Below are 13,536 nucleotides of genomic sequence, written 5' to 3'. Positions count from 1 at the left end.
CTGGTGCATACAGTGGCGGCCCGGAGGTGACGTCCAAGGTGCCGCGTATCGCGTTGCGTCCCCAGCCGTCCGCCGGTCAGCACGCCGACCCGCGCTTCGGCTCGGCGACGATCACACCCCACCTGCTGCGCTACCTCACACTCGTGGCCGCCGAGCGGGGACATGACCTCGGACCGGCCCTCCAGCGGGCCGGACTCAGCGTCGCGGCCCTCAACTCCGTGGAACAGCGGGTGTCCTACCGGCAGGGCAGCCGGGTGATCAGCGACGCCCTGCGAGAACTCGGCGACCCCGCCCTGGGTCTGGCAGTCGGGCGCAGACAGCGCGTGACCGCCTGGGGTCTGGTGGGGCTCGGGCTGCTGGCCAGCCCCACGCTGTACGACGCGCTGCGCCTGGGCGTGCGCTATCACGGCATCACCGGCTCCATGCTCGACTACCGCATGGAGCCGGTGCCCGGCGGAGCCGCGATCCTGGCGACGGCCCGCTACGCCGGATCCGAGCTGCAGACCTTCCTCCTGGAGGAGTCGTTCAGCAGCATCGTGGCCCTGATCAGGGACGCCCTGCACGAGGACTTCGCCCCGCACGCGGTGTTCGTACGCCACGCGCGCCCGCCGTACGGAGACGAGTACGCGCGCTACTTCCGCTGTCCGGTGGTCTTCGGCGCCCCGGACGACCGGCTGGTGTTCGCCGCGCCATGGCTGGAACACGCCCTGCCGGGCGCCGACGCGTACACCCTCGCCCAGGTCCTGGAGCTGCTCGGCTCGGCCCGGACACTGGGCCGCGAACGGCAGGACCTGGTGGAGGGCCTTGAGGTGTCCATCGCCCGCCGACTGCCCCAGGTGCCGCCGCTCACTCAGCAGGCACGGGCGCGGGGGATGAGCGAACGCACCCTGCGCCGGCGCCTCGCGGAGTGCGGCACCACGTACGAGGCGCTCGTCGACTATGTACGCCTGGTCCGCGCCGAGGAGTTGCTGACCACCAGGGACCTGCCCCTGCACGCCATCGCCGCCCTGCTCGGCTTCAGCGACGCACGCACCCTGCGCCGCGCGGTGACCCGCTGGTTCGGCAAGAGCCCCTCGGAGATGCGCAGATCCGAACCGCCGCCGCACGCTTCGTGACGTCGCGAGGTCGCGGGGTCGGAGTCAGTCCTCCGCCGCGGCCCGCAGCCGGGCGTACTCCTCGGCCATGGTCTGCGCGGTCCAATGGGCGTTGAGGCCACTGGGGTTGGGCAGCGCCCAGATCCGGGTCGCGCCGATTGTTCGCTCCTGCGGTCCGATCATGGCCTCCTTCTCGCCGAAGGCCGTGCGGTATGCGGTGATCCCCACGACCGCGAGCCACCGGGGCCGCAGCCGCCCGACCCTGGCGGTCAGGAGCCGGCCGCCCTCGCGGAACTCCTCGTCGCTGATCTCGTCGGCCCGCGCACTGGCCCGCGCCACCACATTGGTGATGCCGAGGCCGTACGACGTCAACTCGCCCTGCTCGGAGGGGATCAGCTGCCGGGGGGTGAAGCCCGAGAGGTGCAGTACCGGCCAGAAGCGGTTGCCGGGACGGGCGAAGTGATGCCCCGTCGCGGCCGACATCAGCCCCGGGTTGATCCCGCAGAACAGCACCCGCAGCCCGTCCGCGACCACATCGGGAATGAGGTGGTCGCGGGCGGCCTGGAGCTCTTCCGGCGTCATACCGACATCAACCCGTCCGGTCCGTGCGCGTCAGAGGATCGAACCGGGGGTGTACCCGGCGGCCTCGGGGTGCTGCTTGGTGATCTCCTCGATGCGGGAGATCACGGTCGCGACCTGCTGCTCGGCCGCGCCGGTGAACGACAGCTTGTCCGCCATCAGTTCGTCCAACTGCGCGCGGTCCAGCGGGATCCGCCCGTCGGCAGCCAGCTTGTCGAGCAGCTCGTTGCGCTCGGTGCCCTGCTCGCGCATGGCCAGCGCCGACGCCACCGCGTTCTCCTTGATGGCCTCGTGCGCGACCTCGCGGCCGACTCCGGCCCGTACCGACGCCATCAGCACCTTGGTGGTGGCGAGGAACGGCAGGTAGCGGTCCAGCTCGCGGGCGACGACCGCGGGGAACGCGCCGAACTCGTCGAGGACGGTCAGGAAGGTCTCCAGGAGACCGTCGAAGGCGAAGAACGCGTCCGGCAGCGCGACCCGGCGCACCACCGAGCAGGAGACGTCGCCCTCGTTCCACTGGTCGCCCGCCAGCTCACCCGTCATCGAGGCGTAGCCGCGCAGGATCACCATCAGGCCGTTGACGCGCTCGCAGGAGCGGGTGTTCATCTTGTGCGGCATCGCGGACGAGCCGACCTGGCCGGGCTTGAAGCCCTCCGTCACCAGCTCGTGGCCGGCCATCAGCCGGATCGTCTTGGCCAGCGAGGACGGACCGCCCGCCAGCTGCACGAGTGCGGTGACGACCTCGTAGTCCAGCGAGCGCGGGTAGACCTGCCCCACCGAGGTGAAGGCCTGCGAGAAGCCGAGGTGCGCGGCGATCCGCTGCTCCAGGTCCTCCAGCTTCGCCGCGTCGCCGCCGAGCAGGTCCAGCATGTCCTGCGCCGTGCCGACCGGGCCCTTGATGCCGCGCAGCGGGTAGCGGCCGAGCAGCTCCTCCAGGCGGCCGTAGGCCACCAGAAGCTCGTCGGCCACCGTCGCGAAACGCTTGCCGAGGGTCGTCGCCTGGGCCGCCACGTTGTGCGAGCGGCCGGCCATGACCAGCTCCGCGTACTCACCGGACAGCCTGCCGAGCCGCGCGAGGACGGCGACCGTGCGGTCGCGCATCAGCTCCAGCGACAGCCGGATCTGCAGCTGCTCGACGTTCTCGGTGAGGTCACGGGACGTCATGCCCTTGTGGACCTGCTCATGACCCGCGAGCGCGTTGAACTCCTCGATCCGCGCCTTCACGTCATGGCGCGTGACCTTCTCGCGCTCGGCGATCGACGCCAGGTCGACCTGGTCGAGAACACGCTCGTAGTCGGCGAGGGCGCTGTCGGGAACCTCGATGCCGAGGTCCTTCTGAGCATGGAGCACGGCGAGCCACAGCCGACGCTCCAGCTTCACCTTCTGCTCGGGGGACCACAGGACGGCCAGCTGCGCGGAGGCGTAGCGGCCGGCCAGGACATTGGGGATGCGGGGCTTCGCAGGAGCAGCAGTCACGTGGAGAGATTCTACTGGCGGTTCACGCAGGCCGACGCCCCGGTCCCGTTTGTGGCTTGCTACGAGAGGGACTACGGAGTGTGCGGGTCGTCGTACGGCAGCAGCTCGGGCCGCTTGGCCGGCCGGCCGTCGCCCGAGGAGCGCCCCGTGACCCGTCGCCCGATCCACGGCGCCAGATGCTCGCGCGCGAACCGCAGATCACTGCCGCGCCGCGCCGCCCAGCCCGGCAGCGCGCCCGGAGCCAGCGGCGTCCGCCAGTCGTCCTCGGCCGCCCGGCCCAGGGCCTGCCACACGGCCTCGGCGACCCGTCGGTGCCCCTCGTCCGTCAGGTGCAGTCGGTCGGCGTGCCACATCCGTGGATCGCCGAGCGCGGGCGTCCCGTACAGGTCGACGACCAGGGCGCCGTGCTTCGCGGCCAGGGTGTCGATGAAGTCGAACAGCTCCTCCATGCGCGGCCGGAACCGCTGCATCACGGGGCCGTCGCGTCCGGGGCTGCGCATCAGCACCAGCTGCTCGCAGGACGGCGCGAGCCGTTCCACCGCCTCTTCCAGGTATCCACGCACCCTGCCCATGTCGCACTTGGGCCGCAGGGTGTCGTTGAGCCCGCCGACGAGGGTCACGACGTCCGCCCGCATGGCGACCGCGACGTCGACCTGCTCCTCGACGATCTGCGCGATGAGCTTTCCGCGTACGGCGAGATTCGTGTACCGGAAGCCGGGCGTATTCGCGGCGAGCCGCGCGGCGAGCAGGTCGGCCCAGCCGCGGTACGAGCCGTCGGGCAGTGCGTCCGACATGCCCTCGGTGAAGGAGTCACCGAGCGCGACGAGACTGGTGTAGTTGGCATTCATTTCCATGGCGATGCGATCGTAACCCGGCGGCGCGAGACATGCGCCGGGGGTCTGTCCACCGGTGCCCGCGCGCGGTATCCCACATACAGGAGTCCGCGAGGAGAGAGCGAGCGAGCCATGTTCACAGCCGCATTCTGGAAGGCCACCGGGGAGCGGGCACTCCGCACCTTCGCGCAGTCGCTCGTCGCGGTACTCGCCGCCGGGGCGACGAACCTCATCGATGTCAACTGGCTCGCCGCCCTCTCGACCGCGGGCTTCGCCACCGTGCTCGCCGTCCTCACGGCGATCGGCGCGTCCGGGGTGGGCGGCGGGCACGGCCCGGGTCTCACCGAGACCACGGACCGCGCCCCCACCCCCGTCGCCTAGGCCTGCCGCTGGTCCGGCTGCCGGCCCGGGCGGCCCACCAGCTCGCGCAGCACGTCCTCCATCGTGACGAGCCCCACGGGGTCGCCGTCCTCGCCCAGCACCGCCGCCAGGTGCGTGCGGCTGCGCCGCATCGCCGTCAGGACGTCGTCGAGCGGCGCGTCCGCCCGTACCCGGGCGATCGGGCGCAGCGCAGACACCGGGAACGGGACGTCGCGCGGAGTGGCGTCCAGGGCGTCCTTCACATGCAGATAGCCGAGGATCCGCAGCCCCTCCAGGACGGGGAAGCGGGAGAAGCCCGCCTGGGCCGCCAGCTGTTCCAGCTCCTCCGGTGTGGTGCCGGCCTGGGCGAACACCACCCGCTCCACCGGCATGATCACGTCACGCACCGGGCGGCGGCCCAGCTCAAGGGCGTCGTGCAGCCGCTCGGCGGCCCGGCCGTCGAGCAGGCCCGCATGGCCCGCGTCCGTGACCAGCCGAGCCAGCTCGTCGTCCGAGAACGTCGCCGACACCTCGTCCTTGGTCTCCACTCGCATCAGCTTCAGCAGGGCGTTGGCGAAGGCGTTGATCGCGAAGATCACCGGGCGCAGCCCACGGGCCAGCCCCACCAGTGGCGGACCGAGCAGCAGCGCGGTCCGCACCGGCTCGGCCAGCGCGATGTTCTTCGGCACCATCTCGCCGAAGAGCATGTGCAGATACGTCGCCGCGGCGAGCGCGATGACGAAGGAGATCGGGTGGGTCAGCCCGTCCGGCACACCCACCGCGTGGAAGACCGGTTCCAGCAGATGCGCGATGGCGGGCTCGGCGACCACACCGAGCACCAGGGTGCACAGCGTGATGCCCAGCTGCGCGGCGGCCAGCAGCGCCGAGATGTGCTCAAGACCCCACAGGACGCTGCGCGCCCGCCGGTTGCCCTGCTCGGCCTCCGGCTCGATCTGACTGCGGCGTACCGAGATCAGCGCGAACTCCGCGCCGACGAAGAACGCGTTGACGACCAGCGTGAGCAGGCCGATGAGCAATTGGATCGCGGTCATCGCCGGGCCTCCTCGTCCTCGGTGGAGTCACTGGGCAGCGGCGCGTGCAGCAGCACCCGGGCCGCTCGGCGGCCCGTCGCGTCCACCACGTCCAGTTGCCAGCCGGCCAGCTCGATGTGGTCGCCCACCACCGGGATGCGTCCCAGCTCGGTGGCGAGCAGACCGGCGAGCGTCTCGTAGGGGCCCTCGGGCACCCGCAGTCCGACCCGCTCCAGCTGGTCGGTCCTGGCCGCGCCGTCGGCGGACCACAGAGTGTGTCCGTCGGCGTCCTCGCCCGCCGGGGCGAGGTCGGGCGTCTCGTGCGGGTCGTGCTCGTCGCGCACTTCGCCGACGACCTCCTCGACGATGTCCTCCAGCGTCACGACGCCCGCCGTGCCGCCGTACTCGTCGATCACGACGGCCATGGTGTGCTTGCTCGAAAGCCGGTCGAGCAGCCGGTCGACGGTGAGCGTCTCCGGGACGAGCAGCGGCTCGCGCAGCAGCCCCGAGACGGCGTAGGTCGCCCTGCGGTCCGCCGGCACGGTCAGCACGTCCTTGATGTGCGCGATGCCGACCACGGAGTCGAGGCTGCCCCGGTACACGGGGAAGCGGGACAGGCCGGTCGCGCGGGTGGCGTTCGCGACGTCCTCCGCGGTCGCCTGCAGGTCGAGGGCGCTGACCTGGACGCGCGGGGTCATCACGTTCTCCGCGGTCAGTTCGGCCAGATTGAGGGTCCGTACGAACAGCTCGGCGGTGTCCGCCTCCAGCGCCCCCTCCTTGGCGGAGTGGCGCGCCAGCGCGACCAGCTCCTGGGGGCTGCGGGCGGAGGCCAGTTCCTCGGCGGGCTCCATGCCGAAGCGCCGCACGATGCGGTTGGCCGTGTTGTTGAGGTGGCTGATGAGCGGGCGGAAGGCCGCGCTGAACATCCGCTGCGGGGTGGCGACGACCTTCGCCACGGCCAGCGGCGATGAGATCGCCCAGTTCTTGGGGACCAGCTCACCGACGACCATCAGGACGATGGTGGACAGGCCCGTGCCGATGACCAGGGCCACGGTCGACGCCGTCGCGGGGGACAGGCCGAGTCCCTCCATCGGTCCGCGGATCAGCTTGCCGATGGAGGGCTCGGCGAGCATGCCCACGAGGAGGTTGGTGACGGTGATGCCGAGCTGGGCGCCGGAGAGCTGGAACGTCAGGCTGCGTACGGCCTTCAGGGCACTTGCCGCGCCCCGGTCGCCGCGCTCCACGGCCCGCTGCAGGTCGCCGCGCTCGATGGTCGTCAGCGAGAATTCCGCCGCGACGAAGGCTCCGCAGGCGAGCGAGAGCAGCACGGCCACGACGAGCAGAAGCACTTCGGTCATCGGTTCACCTCCGTCCCATGATCGGGCAGGGCGGGGAGGAACGCGCGATGTCGACTACTGGGAGGCTCGCCCATGGACGGACGCTCACACCTTTCGGAAGTGGGTGATCAATGCTCCGCCCATGGTAAAGGATGGGCAAAGCGCGCCGGGGGCCCGGCCGCCGTCAGTGGGCCAGCGGCTTGACCCACCGGGACCACTGGGGCTCAGGAGCGTAGCCTGCGGCGCCCCACGCGCGGTGGGCGCGCTCGTTGTCGTCCAGGACCATCGCGTCGCCGCGCCGCCCGCCCAGCGCGAGGAACCGCTGCTCGGCCGCCGCGAGCAGCGCGGAGCCGATGCCCTGACGCCGCCGGTCCGGGTGCACCGCGAGCCGGTACAGATGGCAGCGCCAGCCGTCGAAGCCCGCGATGACGGTGCCGACGAGCTCGGCGCCGCGCAAGGCGAGGATCAGCGCTTCCGGATCCCGGGCGACCAGCCGCTCGATTCCAGCACGGTCGTCGCTGATGCTGATCCCCTCGGCGGCCTCCTTCCAGAAGGCCAGTACCGCGTCGAGGTCGGCAGGGCCCGCGGCCCGTATTCGAAGATCATTCATGCCGGCATCCCACCACCGCGCGCGTGTGGCCGTCGACCGGATTCCACCATGTGGTCGGGGCGGCCGGGCGCTGCGTCAGGTGCCGCTGAGCTTCTGGATGACCGGGCCGAGCGCCTCCAGGTACGGGTCGAGCACCACGATGTACGAGATGCCGTACCGCTCGCGCCGCTCACGCAGCTGCCCGGCGATCTGCTCGACCGTGCCGACCAGCAGGCTCGGCAGCTCAAGTACCTGCTTCTCGGTCAGGTACGGCACGTGCTGCAGCATCCCCCGCACGCCCTGTGCGCGGTCGGAGGTGACGGCGACGAAGTGGACGAGCATGTTCAGTTCGGGAGGCGTCCGCCGTCCTTCGGCGAACCTCCGGCAGGCCTCGACGCGCTCGTCCATTTCCACCGCCGACAGCACCCGGAACTGCCCGTCGGGATCTCCCGGCACCTCCCGGGCCCCGCTGAATGCCACGGTCTCCGCCCGCTCGGCCGCCAAGCCGCAGCATCCGGTCCCCGTTGCCTCCCAGGAGCAGCGGCGGCCGTGGCCGCTGGATGCCCTGCGGTAGGTGCTCCTTGTCGGCCAGCAGCCCGTCCAGCTCGTCGATGGTGTGCCGCAGATGGTCGATGCGTCCGCCCGGCGAGCGCCACTCCAGCCCGGCCTCCTCGTGCTCCGCCTGTACATAGCCGGCGCCGAGGCCCACCTCCAGGCGTCCGCCGGTCAGCGCGTCGGTGGTGGCGATCTCACGGGCCAGGAGCACCGGATTCCAGAACGCCGCGTTGAGGACGAAGGTGCCGACCCTCGGCCGCTCCGTCGCCTCGGCCGCGGCGATCAGGGCGGGGAACGGGGCGGGCATGCCCAAATGGTCCGGGAGCAGGATGACGTCGTAACCCAGCTCCTCCGCCCTGCGGCACCGCTTGCGCCATTCGTCACCCGCCGCCGGCGTGATCATGTTCACGCCGAACCGGAACGGCCTTGTCATGAGCTCGCCCCACTCGTGTCGAGCGACCCGCCTCACTCGTGCGCGATCGCAGCCAGGACGTTCATCCGCGAGGCACGCAGCGCCGGAAGCAGCGCGGCCACCAGCCCGACCACGACTGAACCCACCACCACCGCCGCCACCGTGCTCCACGGCACGGCGAACGCGGCCAGGCCCTCCAGCGCGAGAACCTGATGGATGGCCACTCCCCACACCAGCCCCAGCGCAAGCCCCAACACCGCCCCGAACACCGCGATCACCACGGACTCCAGCCGGATCATCCGCCTCAGCTGGACCCGGGAGAGTCCGATCGCGCGCAGCAGCCCGATCTCACGGGTGCGCTCCACCACCGACAGCGCCAGGGTGTTGACCACTCCGAGCACCGCGATGACGATCGCCAGGCCGAGCAGCGCGTACACCAGGTAGAGCATCACCGCGATCTGCTCGCGGATCAGCTCCTTGTAGTCGGCCTGGTCCCTGACCTGGACCTGCGGATACGGTTCGAGAGCCTTCTCCAGGCCCGCGCGCAGCTGCCGGACGTCGCCCTCGGTCGCGTTGACGAACACCGCGCCCTCCTGACCGTCCGGCAGATACTTCTCCACCGTGGCGAGCCCCAGGAAGAGCCCGCCCACCATCCCGGGCCCGCCCGACTGGTCCATGTCGCTGAACGCGGCGACCTTCAGCTCCGCCTTCCGGCCACCGGGGAAGTCGACCGGCAGCACCGCGCCGATCCGCACTCCGTGCTCCCGGGCGTACTCCACGTCCATGGCCAGGCTGCCCGGCGCCAGCGCGGCGGCCGTGTCACCGCTCGCGTAGGTGACGCGCGCGACCTCGTCCAGCCGCGCGTCGTACGCGACGGCCGTCGTCTCGACGCGCCGGCCGTCCGGCAACCGCACGGCCAGCGGCGCGAAGCGCTGACGCACCAGGGTGGCGACGGCCGGCTCCGCGCGGACCTTCTCGGTGACCTCGCGCGGGAACGGCATGAACGAGCCGTTCTGTACGACGAAGTCGGCGCCCAGCGTCTTGTCGATCTGGCTGTCGAAGGACTTGGTGATCGAGGCGCTCGCCACCGACAGCCCGGCCACCAGGGCGAGGCCGACCATCAGCGCCGCCGCGGTGGCGCCCGTACGCCGGGGATTGCGCAGGGCGTTGCGCTGGCTCATGCGGCCCACGGGCCCGTACAGGCGAGGGAACGCGCCGCCGAGCACCCGGATCACCGGCCGCACCAGCAGCGGGCCCGCCACGACGGTGGCGATCAGGGTGAGCACGATGCCGAGGCCGAGCAGCGAGGACGCCGTCGCGGTCTCCTCGCTCGCGGCGGTCCCGCCGAGCGCGCAGGCGCCGGCCGCGCCGAGCAGTGCGCCCACCACGGCCCGGACCTTCAACGGGCGCCCGACGCCCGCCACTTCGACGTCGGCGAGCGCGGCCATCGGCGAAACCCGGGCCGCCCTGCGCGCGGGCAGATAGGCCGCGACGAAGGTGACACCGACCCCGACGACGTACGCGGCGACCGGTGTACCCCAGCCGATCACCATCTCGGCGGCGCTGAGGTTCATGCCGAACGTGCCCATCAGCGCGATGAGTCCGGCCGCCAGGCCGACCCCGGAGGCCAGCCCCAGCGTGGAGCCGACGAGGCCCAGCAGCAGTGCCTCGGTGAGGACGGAGCGCCGCACCTGGCGGCGGTCCGCGCCGAGCGCCCGTAGCAGCCCGAGCTCACGGGTGCGCTGCGCGATCAGCATGGAGAAGGTGTTGACGATCAGGAAGACGCCGACCAGGACCGCGACACCGGCGAACCCCAGCATCACGTACTTGATCACATCGATGAAGCCGCCCAGCTCGGAGGCGGCGGACTCGGCCTGCTCGGCGGCGGTGTCCAGCTCGTACCCGGAGCCCAGCTCGGCGGCGATCCGCTGTTTGAGTGTGGTGTCGTCGACGCCCCTGGCCGCCTCGACCGAGATGGCGCTGGCCGCGTCGGCCCGGCCGAGCAGCCTGCTCTGGGCGGTCGGGGTGTCCAGGAAGACCAGGGCCGCGCCGGGGTTGGTGGTGGTGAAGGTGGCGATGCCCACGATCTCCACCTCGAAGGAGCCCGGCCGGGCCAGGACCGTGAGCGGGTCGCCGATGGCGACGTCCTTCTTGTCGGCGGTGTCCTTGTCCAGCAGCGCCTCGCGCGGGCCGCGCGGCTCACGGCCGCTGGTCAGCTTCACCGGACTGCGGTCGGTGACGTACCAGTTGGTCGCGATGGTCGGGGCGCCGCTCGTCGGCCCCACCGATTCGTTGTCACGGTCGACGACGGTGATGTTCTCGGCGGAGACGTCGATCCAGGCGCGGGCGACACCGTCGACCTTGCCGACACGATCCGCGAGGGACGCGGGGACGTTCTGCGCCATCCCCGACGGCACACTTTCGCTGATCTCCTTCTTGGCCGTGACCGTGACATCCGCCGAGGTGGAGGCGAAGAGCCGGTCGAAGGTACGGGCCACCGTGTCCGAGAAGATCAGGCTGCCCGCCACGAAGGCCACGGACAGGATGACGGCCAGCGCGGACAGCAGCAGCCGCCCCTTGTGCGCGAAGAAACTCCGCAGTGTCGCCTTCAGCATGGAGGCCCCCCGTATCTCAGGTCTTGCGGACACCGTCGAAACGCTTCAGACGCTCCAGCACCGCCTCGGCGCTGGGCGAGGGCATGTCGTCGACGATCCGGCCGTCCCCGAGGAAGAGCACCAGGTCGGCATGGGCGGCGGCGACCGGGTCGTGCGTCACCATCACGACCGTCTGCGCCAGCTCGTCGACGGCCTCGCGCAGGAAGGACAGCACCTCGGCGCCCGCCCGCGAGTCGAGATTGCCGGTCGGTTCGTCGGCGAAGATCAGCTCGGGCCGGGAGGCGAGCGCGCGGGCGCAGGCCACTCGCTGCTGCTGGCCGCCGGACAGCTGGGCGGGGCGGTGGCCCAGGCGGTCGCGCAGCCCCAGGGTGTCGATCACCCGCGCAAGCCACTCCTGGTCGGGCTTGCGGCCCGCGATGTCCATCGGGAGCGTGATGTTCTCGGCGGCCGAGAGGGTGGGCAGCAGATTGAACGACTGGAACATGAAGCCGATCTTGTCCCGGCGCAGCCGGGTCAGCTCGCGCTCCTTGAGGCCCGTCAGCTCGGTGTCGCCGAGCCACACCTGCCCCGCGGAGACGGTGTCGAGCCCGGCCAGGCAGTGCATCAGGGTCGACTTCCCGGAGCCGGACGGGCCCATGACCGCGGTGAAGCGACCGCGCGCGATGTCGACGTCGACGGAGTCCAGGGCGATCACGGCCGTCTCGCCCGTGCCGTACGCCTTCGTGAGCCCCCGCGCGCGGGCCGCGTCCTTGGCATCGCGCGGCGCCGGTTCCTCGGCGCGTGCGGTTGTGTGTGTGGACAAGGCGGCCTCCCGGGGTCGCGACCGAGTCAACTCCCGTACAGCTGCTGAGAGTAGAGGGCGTAAGGCGCCATGGACATCCGTCGTGAGGTCGGTGCGGCCCCGGTTCGTGTAAGGGCCAACAGGGCATTCGGCGCCCGGACCCACTTGCCGGTGCTAGCACTGTCGCGCTAGCGTGGTGGGGTGGCGAAGACACAGCTGAACGTACGGGTGGACGAGACCACCGCCGAGGCCGCGCGACAGCGCGCCCTCCAACGCGGGATGAGCGTGAACCGTTACATCGAGGAGCTCGTCAAGCAGGACGCCGGGGAGGTGGGGCGCACCTTCGTCGAGGCCGCGTCCGACTTCATGAAGCAGTACGAATCGGTGTTCGCCGAGGAGTTCGGCACGGAGCACGAAGGCAAGCGTTGACTCTGAAGATCGATCTCGCCTGGCTCCTCATGATCGCCGAGCACAAGACACCCGGCGACCCGCAGGTCATCGACTGGGGTGCGCTGGTCGCCGCCGTCGCCCGGCACGACTCGGAGATATTCGGCATCCCGGTCTACAGCGACCCGCATGCCCGCGCCGCCGCGCTGCTCCAACTGCTCCTCCACGTACCGGCCCTGGAGCGCTCCAACGCGATGTTCGCGTCGGCCGTCGCCTACGGCTACCTCGTCGCCTGCGGCCTCAAGGTCGTCACCTCGCCCGAGCAGGTGAGGGACTTGGCCAGACTGGTGAAGGAAGGCAAGGCGGACGTGCACACCATCGCCGAGGAGCTGCGCCAGTGGAGCCTCTAGAAAGTGCCGGGCTTGCGCGCGACCCCCAGCACACAGGGTGACGACGGCAGCCTGAGGCCCTTCTTCGGTACGGACAACCGCCGGTGCCGCTCGATCCCGAAGCCCGCCGCCGCGATCGCGGCCAGTGGGTCGCGTGCGGTGTGGCAGCCGCCGAAGAGCAGCGGCCACACGGTGCGGTCCAGTGCGCGCTGGGTCACCACCAGGGACCGGCTCTCACCGATGCCGTGCTCGAAGAAGCGCAGCTCCCCACCGGGCCGCAGGACGCGCGAGATCTCGGCGAGGGCGCGCGGCAGATTCCGTACGGAGCACAGCACCAGTGACACCACGGCCGCGTCGTACGCCTCGCCCTTGACCGGCAGGGCCTCCGCCGCCCCCGGCACCACGTCCACCGGGACATCCGCGTCGAGAGCCGCCTGTGCGGCCAGCCGGCGCAGGCTGCGCTCCGGCTCGATCGCCACCACCTCGGAGACGGCCGACGGGTAGTGGGCGAAGTTCAGCCCGTTGCCCGCGCCGATCTCGATGACCCGTCCCGAGAGCCCGGCGAGCAGCTCCTCGCGGTACGCGGCGACCCCGCCCCTGAGGTCGGCCGCCACGCTGAGCCGGGCGTAGACCCGGGCGAAGAGCGGGTGGTGGACGGCGTCCCGGGGAAATTTGCTGCGGCGCAGCGCCATCGCGCACTCCTGAGGCTGTCGTGGTCGCGTCACCCGATTCTGCCCCCGTACCGGCCGGTCAGCCGCTCACGAAGCAGAACTCGTTGCCTTCGGGATCCAGCAGCACCTGGAAATCCCCGTTCTCGTCGGTGACGACGGGGCCCGACAGGGTCGCGCCGAGCCGCACCGCCTCGGCGCTCGCCGTGTCGATGTCGCCCGCCTGCAGGTCCAGATGGAGCCGGTTCTTGGCGGCCTTGCCCTCCGGCACGCGCTGGAAGGCGATCCGGGTGAACCCCGGAGGATCGATGAAGGACCAGTCCGCGCCGCGGTCCGCCGGATCGCCGCCCAGCAGGGCGGCCCAGAACCGCACCAGGGCGGCCGGCGCCGCGCAGTCGAAGACGATTTCATCGACACGAGCTCGCATGGA

The 13,536-nt window shown here is 71.3% G+C and carries 14 protein-coding genes and 1 pseudogene; 4 read left to right on the top strand and 11 right to left on the bottom strand.

Translation table 11 applies throughout. From position 1 onward, the window contains the following. Positions 1-26 precede the first annotated feature (26 nt). Positions 27-1,115 carry an AraC family transcriptional regulator gene (locus tag ACLLJJ_RS03880; RefSeq protein WP_434587849.1) on the top strand — a complete coding sequence of 363 codons (1,089 nt, stop codon included), beginning with the start codon at positions 27-29 and terminating at the stop codon, positions 1,113-1,115. A 24-nt stretch (positions 1,116-1,139) separates the two neighbouring features. On the opposite strand, the gene mug is transcribed toward ACLLJJ_RS03880, so the two are convergent. The 3 genes from mug to ACLLJJ_RS03865 form a co-directional block, all read right to left on the bottom strand. Further along, entirely contained in the window at positions 1,140-1,676 is a 537-nt protein-coding gene (gene mug / locus ACLLJJ_RS03875) for a G/U mismatch-specific DNA glycosylase (RefSeq protein ID WP_434587848.1), read from the bottom strand. 30 nt (positions 1,677-1,706) lie between these two features. Beyond that, positions 1,707-3,149 (bottom strand): adenylosuccinate lyase, encoded by a 1,443-nt coding sequence (purB, locus tag ACLLJJ_RS03870; RefSeq protein WP_434587847.1) that lies wholly within the window; start codon positions 3,147-3,149, stop codon positions 1,707-1,709. A 71-nt stretch (positions 3,150-3,220) separates the two neighbouring features. Further along, positions 3,221-4,003, bottom strand: a complete 783-nt coding sequence (locus ACLLJJ_RS03865; protein ID WP_434587846.1) for an SGNH/GDSL hydrolase family protein — start codon at positions 4,001-4,003, stop codon at positions 3,221-3,223. A gap of 111 nt (positions 4,004-4,114) precedes the next feature. On the opposite strand from ACLLJJ_RS03865, the gene ACLLJJ_RS03860 reads away from it, so the two are divergent. Then, positions 4,115-4,363, top strand: coding sequence for a holin (locus ACLLJJ_RS03860; RefSeq protein ID WP_434587845.1), 249 nt, complete (start codon positions 4,115-4,117; stop codon positions 4,361-4,363). Here ACLLJJ_RS03860 and ACLLJJ_RS03855 read toward each other — a convergent pair. The 6 genes and pseudogenes from ACLLJJ_RS03855 to ACLLJJ_RS03830 form a co-directional block, all read right to left on the bottom strand. Then, a complete protein-coding gene (locus ACLLJJ_RS03855) occupies positions 4,360-5,394 on the bottom strand; it encodes a hemolysin family protein (RefSeq protein WP_434587844.1) in 1,035 nt (344 codons plus the stop codon). The genes ACLLJJ_RS03860 and ACLLJJ_RS03855 overlap by 4 nt on opposite strands. After that, on the bottom strand, positions 5,391-6,731 hold the full coding sequence (locus tag ACLLJJ_RS03850) for a hemolysin family protein (protein ID WP_434587843.1): 1,341 nt from the start codon (positions 6,729-6,731) through the stop codon (positions 5,391-5,393). Before ACLLJJ_RS03850 ends, ACLLJJ_RS03855 begins: the two co-directional genes overlap by 4 nt. 163 nt (positions 6,732-6,894) lie before the next feature. After that, entirely contained in the window at positions 6,895-7,320 is a 426-nt protein-coding gene (locus ACLLJJ_RS03845) for a GNAT family N-acetyltransferase (RefSeq protein ID WP_434587842.1), read from the bottom strand. 75 nt (positions 7,321-7,395) lie between these two features. Continuing rightward, positions 7,396-8,287 (bottom strand): annotated as a pseudogene (locus ACLLJJ_RS03840) (LLM class F420-dependent oxidoreductase). 32 nt (positions 8,288-8,319) lie between these two features. Beyond that, the gene (locus ACLLJJ_RS03835) at positions 8,320-10,881 is read right to left on the bottom strand and encodes an ABC transporter permease (protein WP_434587841.1); all 2,562 of its coding nucleotides are present in this window, start codon (positions 10,879-10,881) and stop codon (positions 8,320-8,322) included. Between the two features lie 16 nt (positions 10,882-10,897). Further along, positions 10,898-11,683, bottom strand: coding sequence for an ABC transporter ATP-binding protein (locus ACLLJJ_RS03830; RefSeq protein WP_434587840.1), 786 nt, complete (start codon positions 11,681-11,683; stop codon positions 10,898-10,900). 180 nt (positions 11,684-11,863) lie between these two features. Here ACLLJJ_RS03830 and ACLLJJ_RS03825 point away from each other — a divergent pair, with 180 nt between their 5' ends. Both ACLLJJ_RS03825 and ACLLJJ_RS03820 read left to right on the top strand, forming a co-directional pair. Further along, positions 11,864-12,091: an antitoxin gene (locus ACLLJJ_RS03825; RefSeq protein WP_434587839.1), complete on the top strand. Its 228-nt coding sequence runs from the start codon at positions 11,864-11,866 to the stop codon at positions 12,089-12,091. Next, complete coding sequence (locus ACLLJJ_RS03820; RefSeq protein ID WP_283517621.1) at positions 12,088-12,459, top strand: fic family toxin-antitoxin system, toxin component; 372 nt, start codon at positions 12,088-12,090, stop codon at positions 12,457-12,459. Before ACLLJJ_RS03825 ends, ACLLJJ_RS03820 begins: the two co-directional genes overlap by 4 nt. Here ACLLJJ_RS03820 and ACLLJJ_RS03815 read toward each other — a convergent pair. Together ACLLJJ_RS03815 and ACLLJJ_RS03810 are read right to left on the bottom strand one after the other, a co-directional pair. After that, positions 12,456-13,130, bottom strand: coding sequence for a class I SAM-dependent methyltransferase (locus ACLLJJ_RS03815; protein ID WP_434587838.1), 675 nt, complete (start codon positions 13,128-13,130; stop codon positions 12,456-12,458). The genes ACLLJJ_RS03820 and ACLLJJ_RS03815 overlap by 4 nt on opposite strands. A gap of 58 nt (positions 13,131-13,188) precedes the next feature. Then, positions 13,189-13,533, bottom strand: a complete 345-nt coding sequence (locus ACLLJJ_RS03810; RefSeq protein ID WP_434587837.1) for a VOC family protein — start codon at positions 13,531-13,533, stop codon at positions 13,189-13,191. Positions 13,534-13,536 lie beyond the last annotated feature (3 nt).

This window comes from Streptomyces sp. A5-4, from assembly GCF_051131715.1.
Classification (GTDB): domain Bacteria; phylum Actinomycetota; class Actinomycetes; order Streptomycetales; family Streptomycetaceae; genus Streptomyces.
This window is presented reverse-complemented; position numbering and strand designations above follow the sequence as displayed.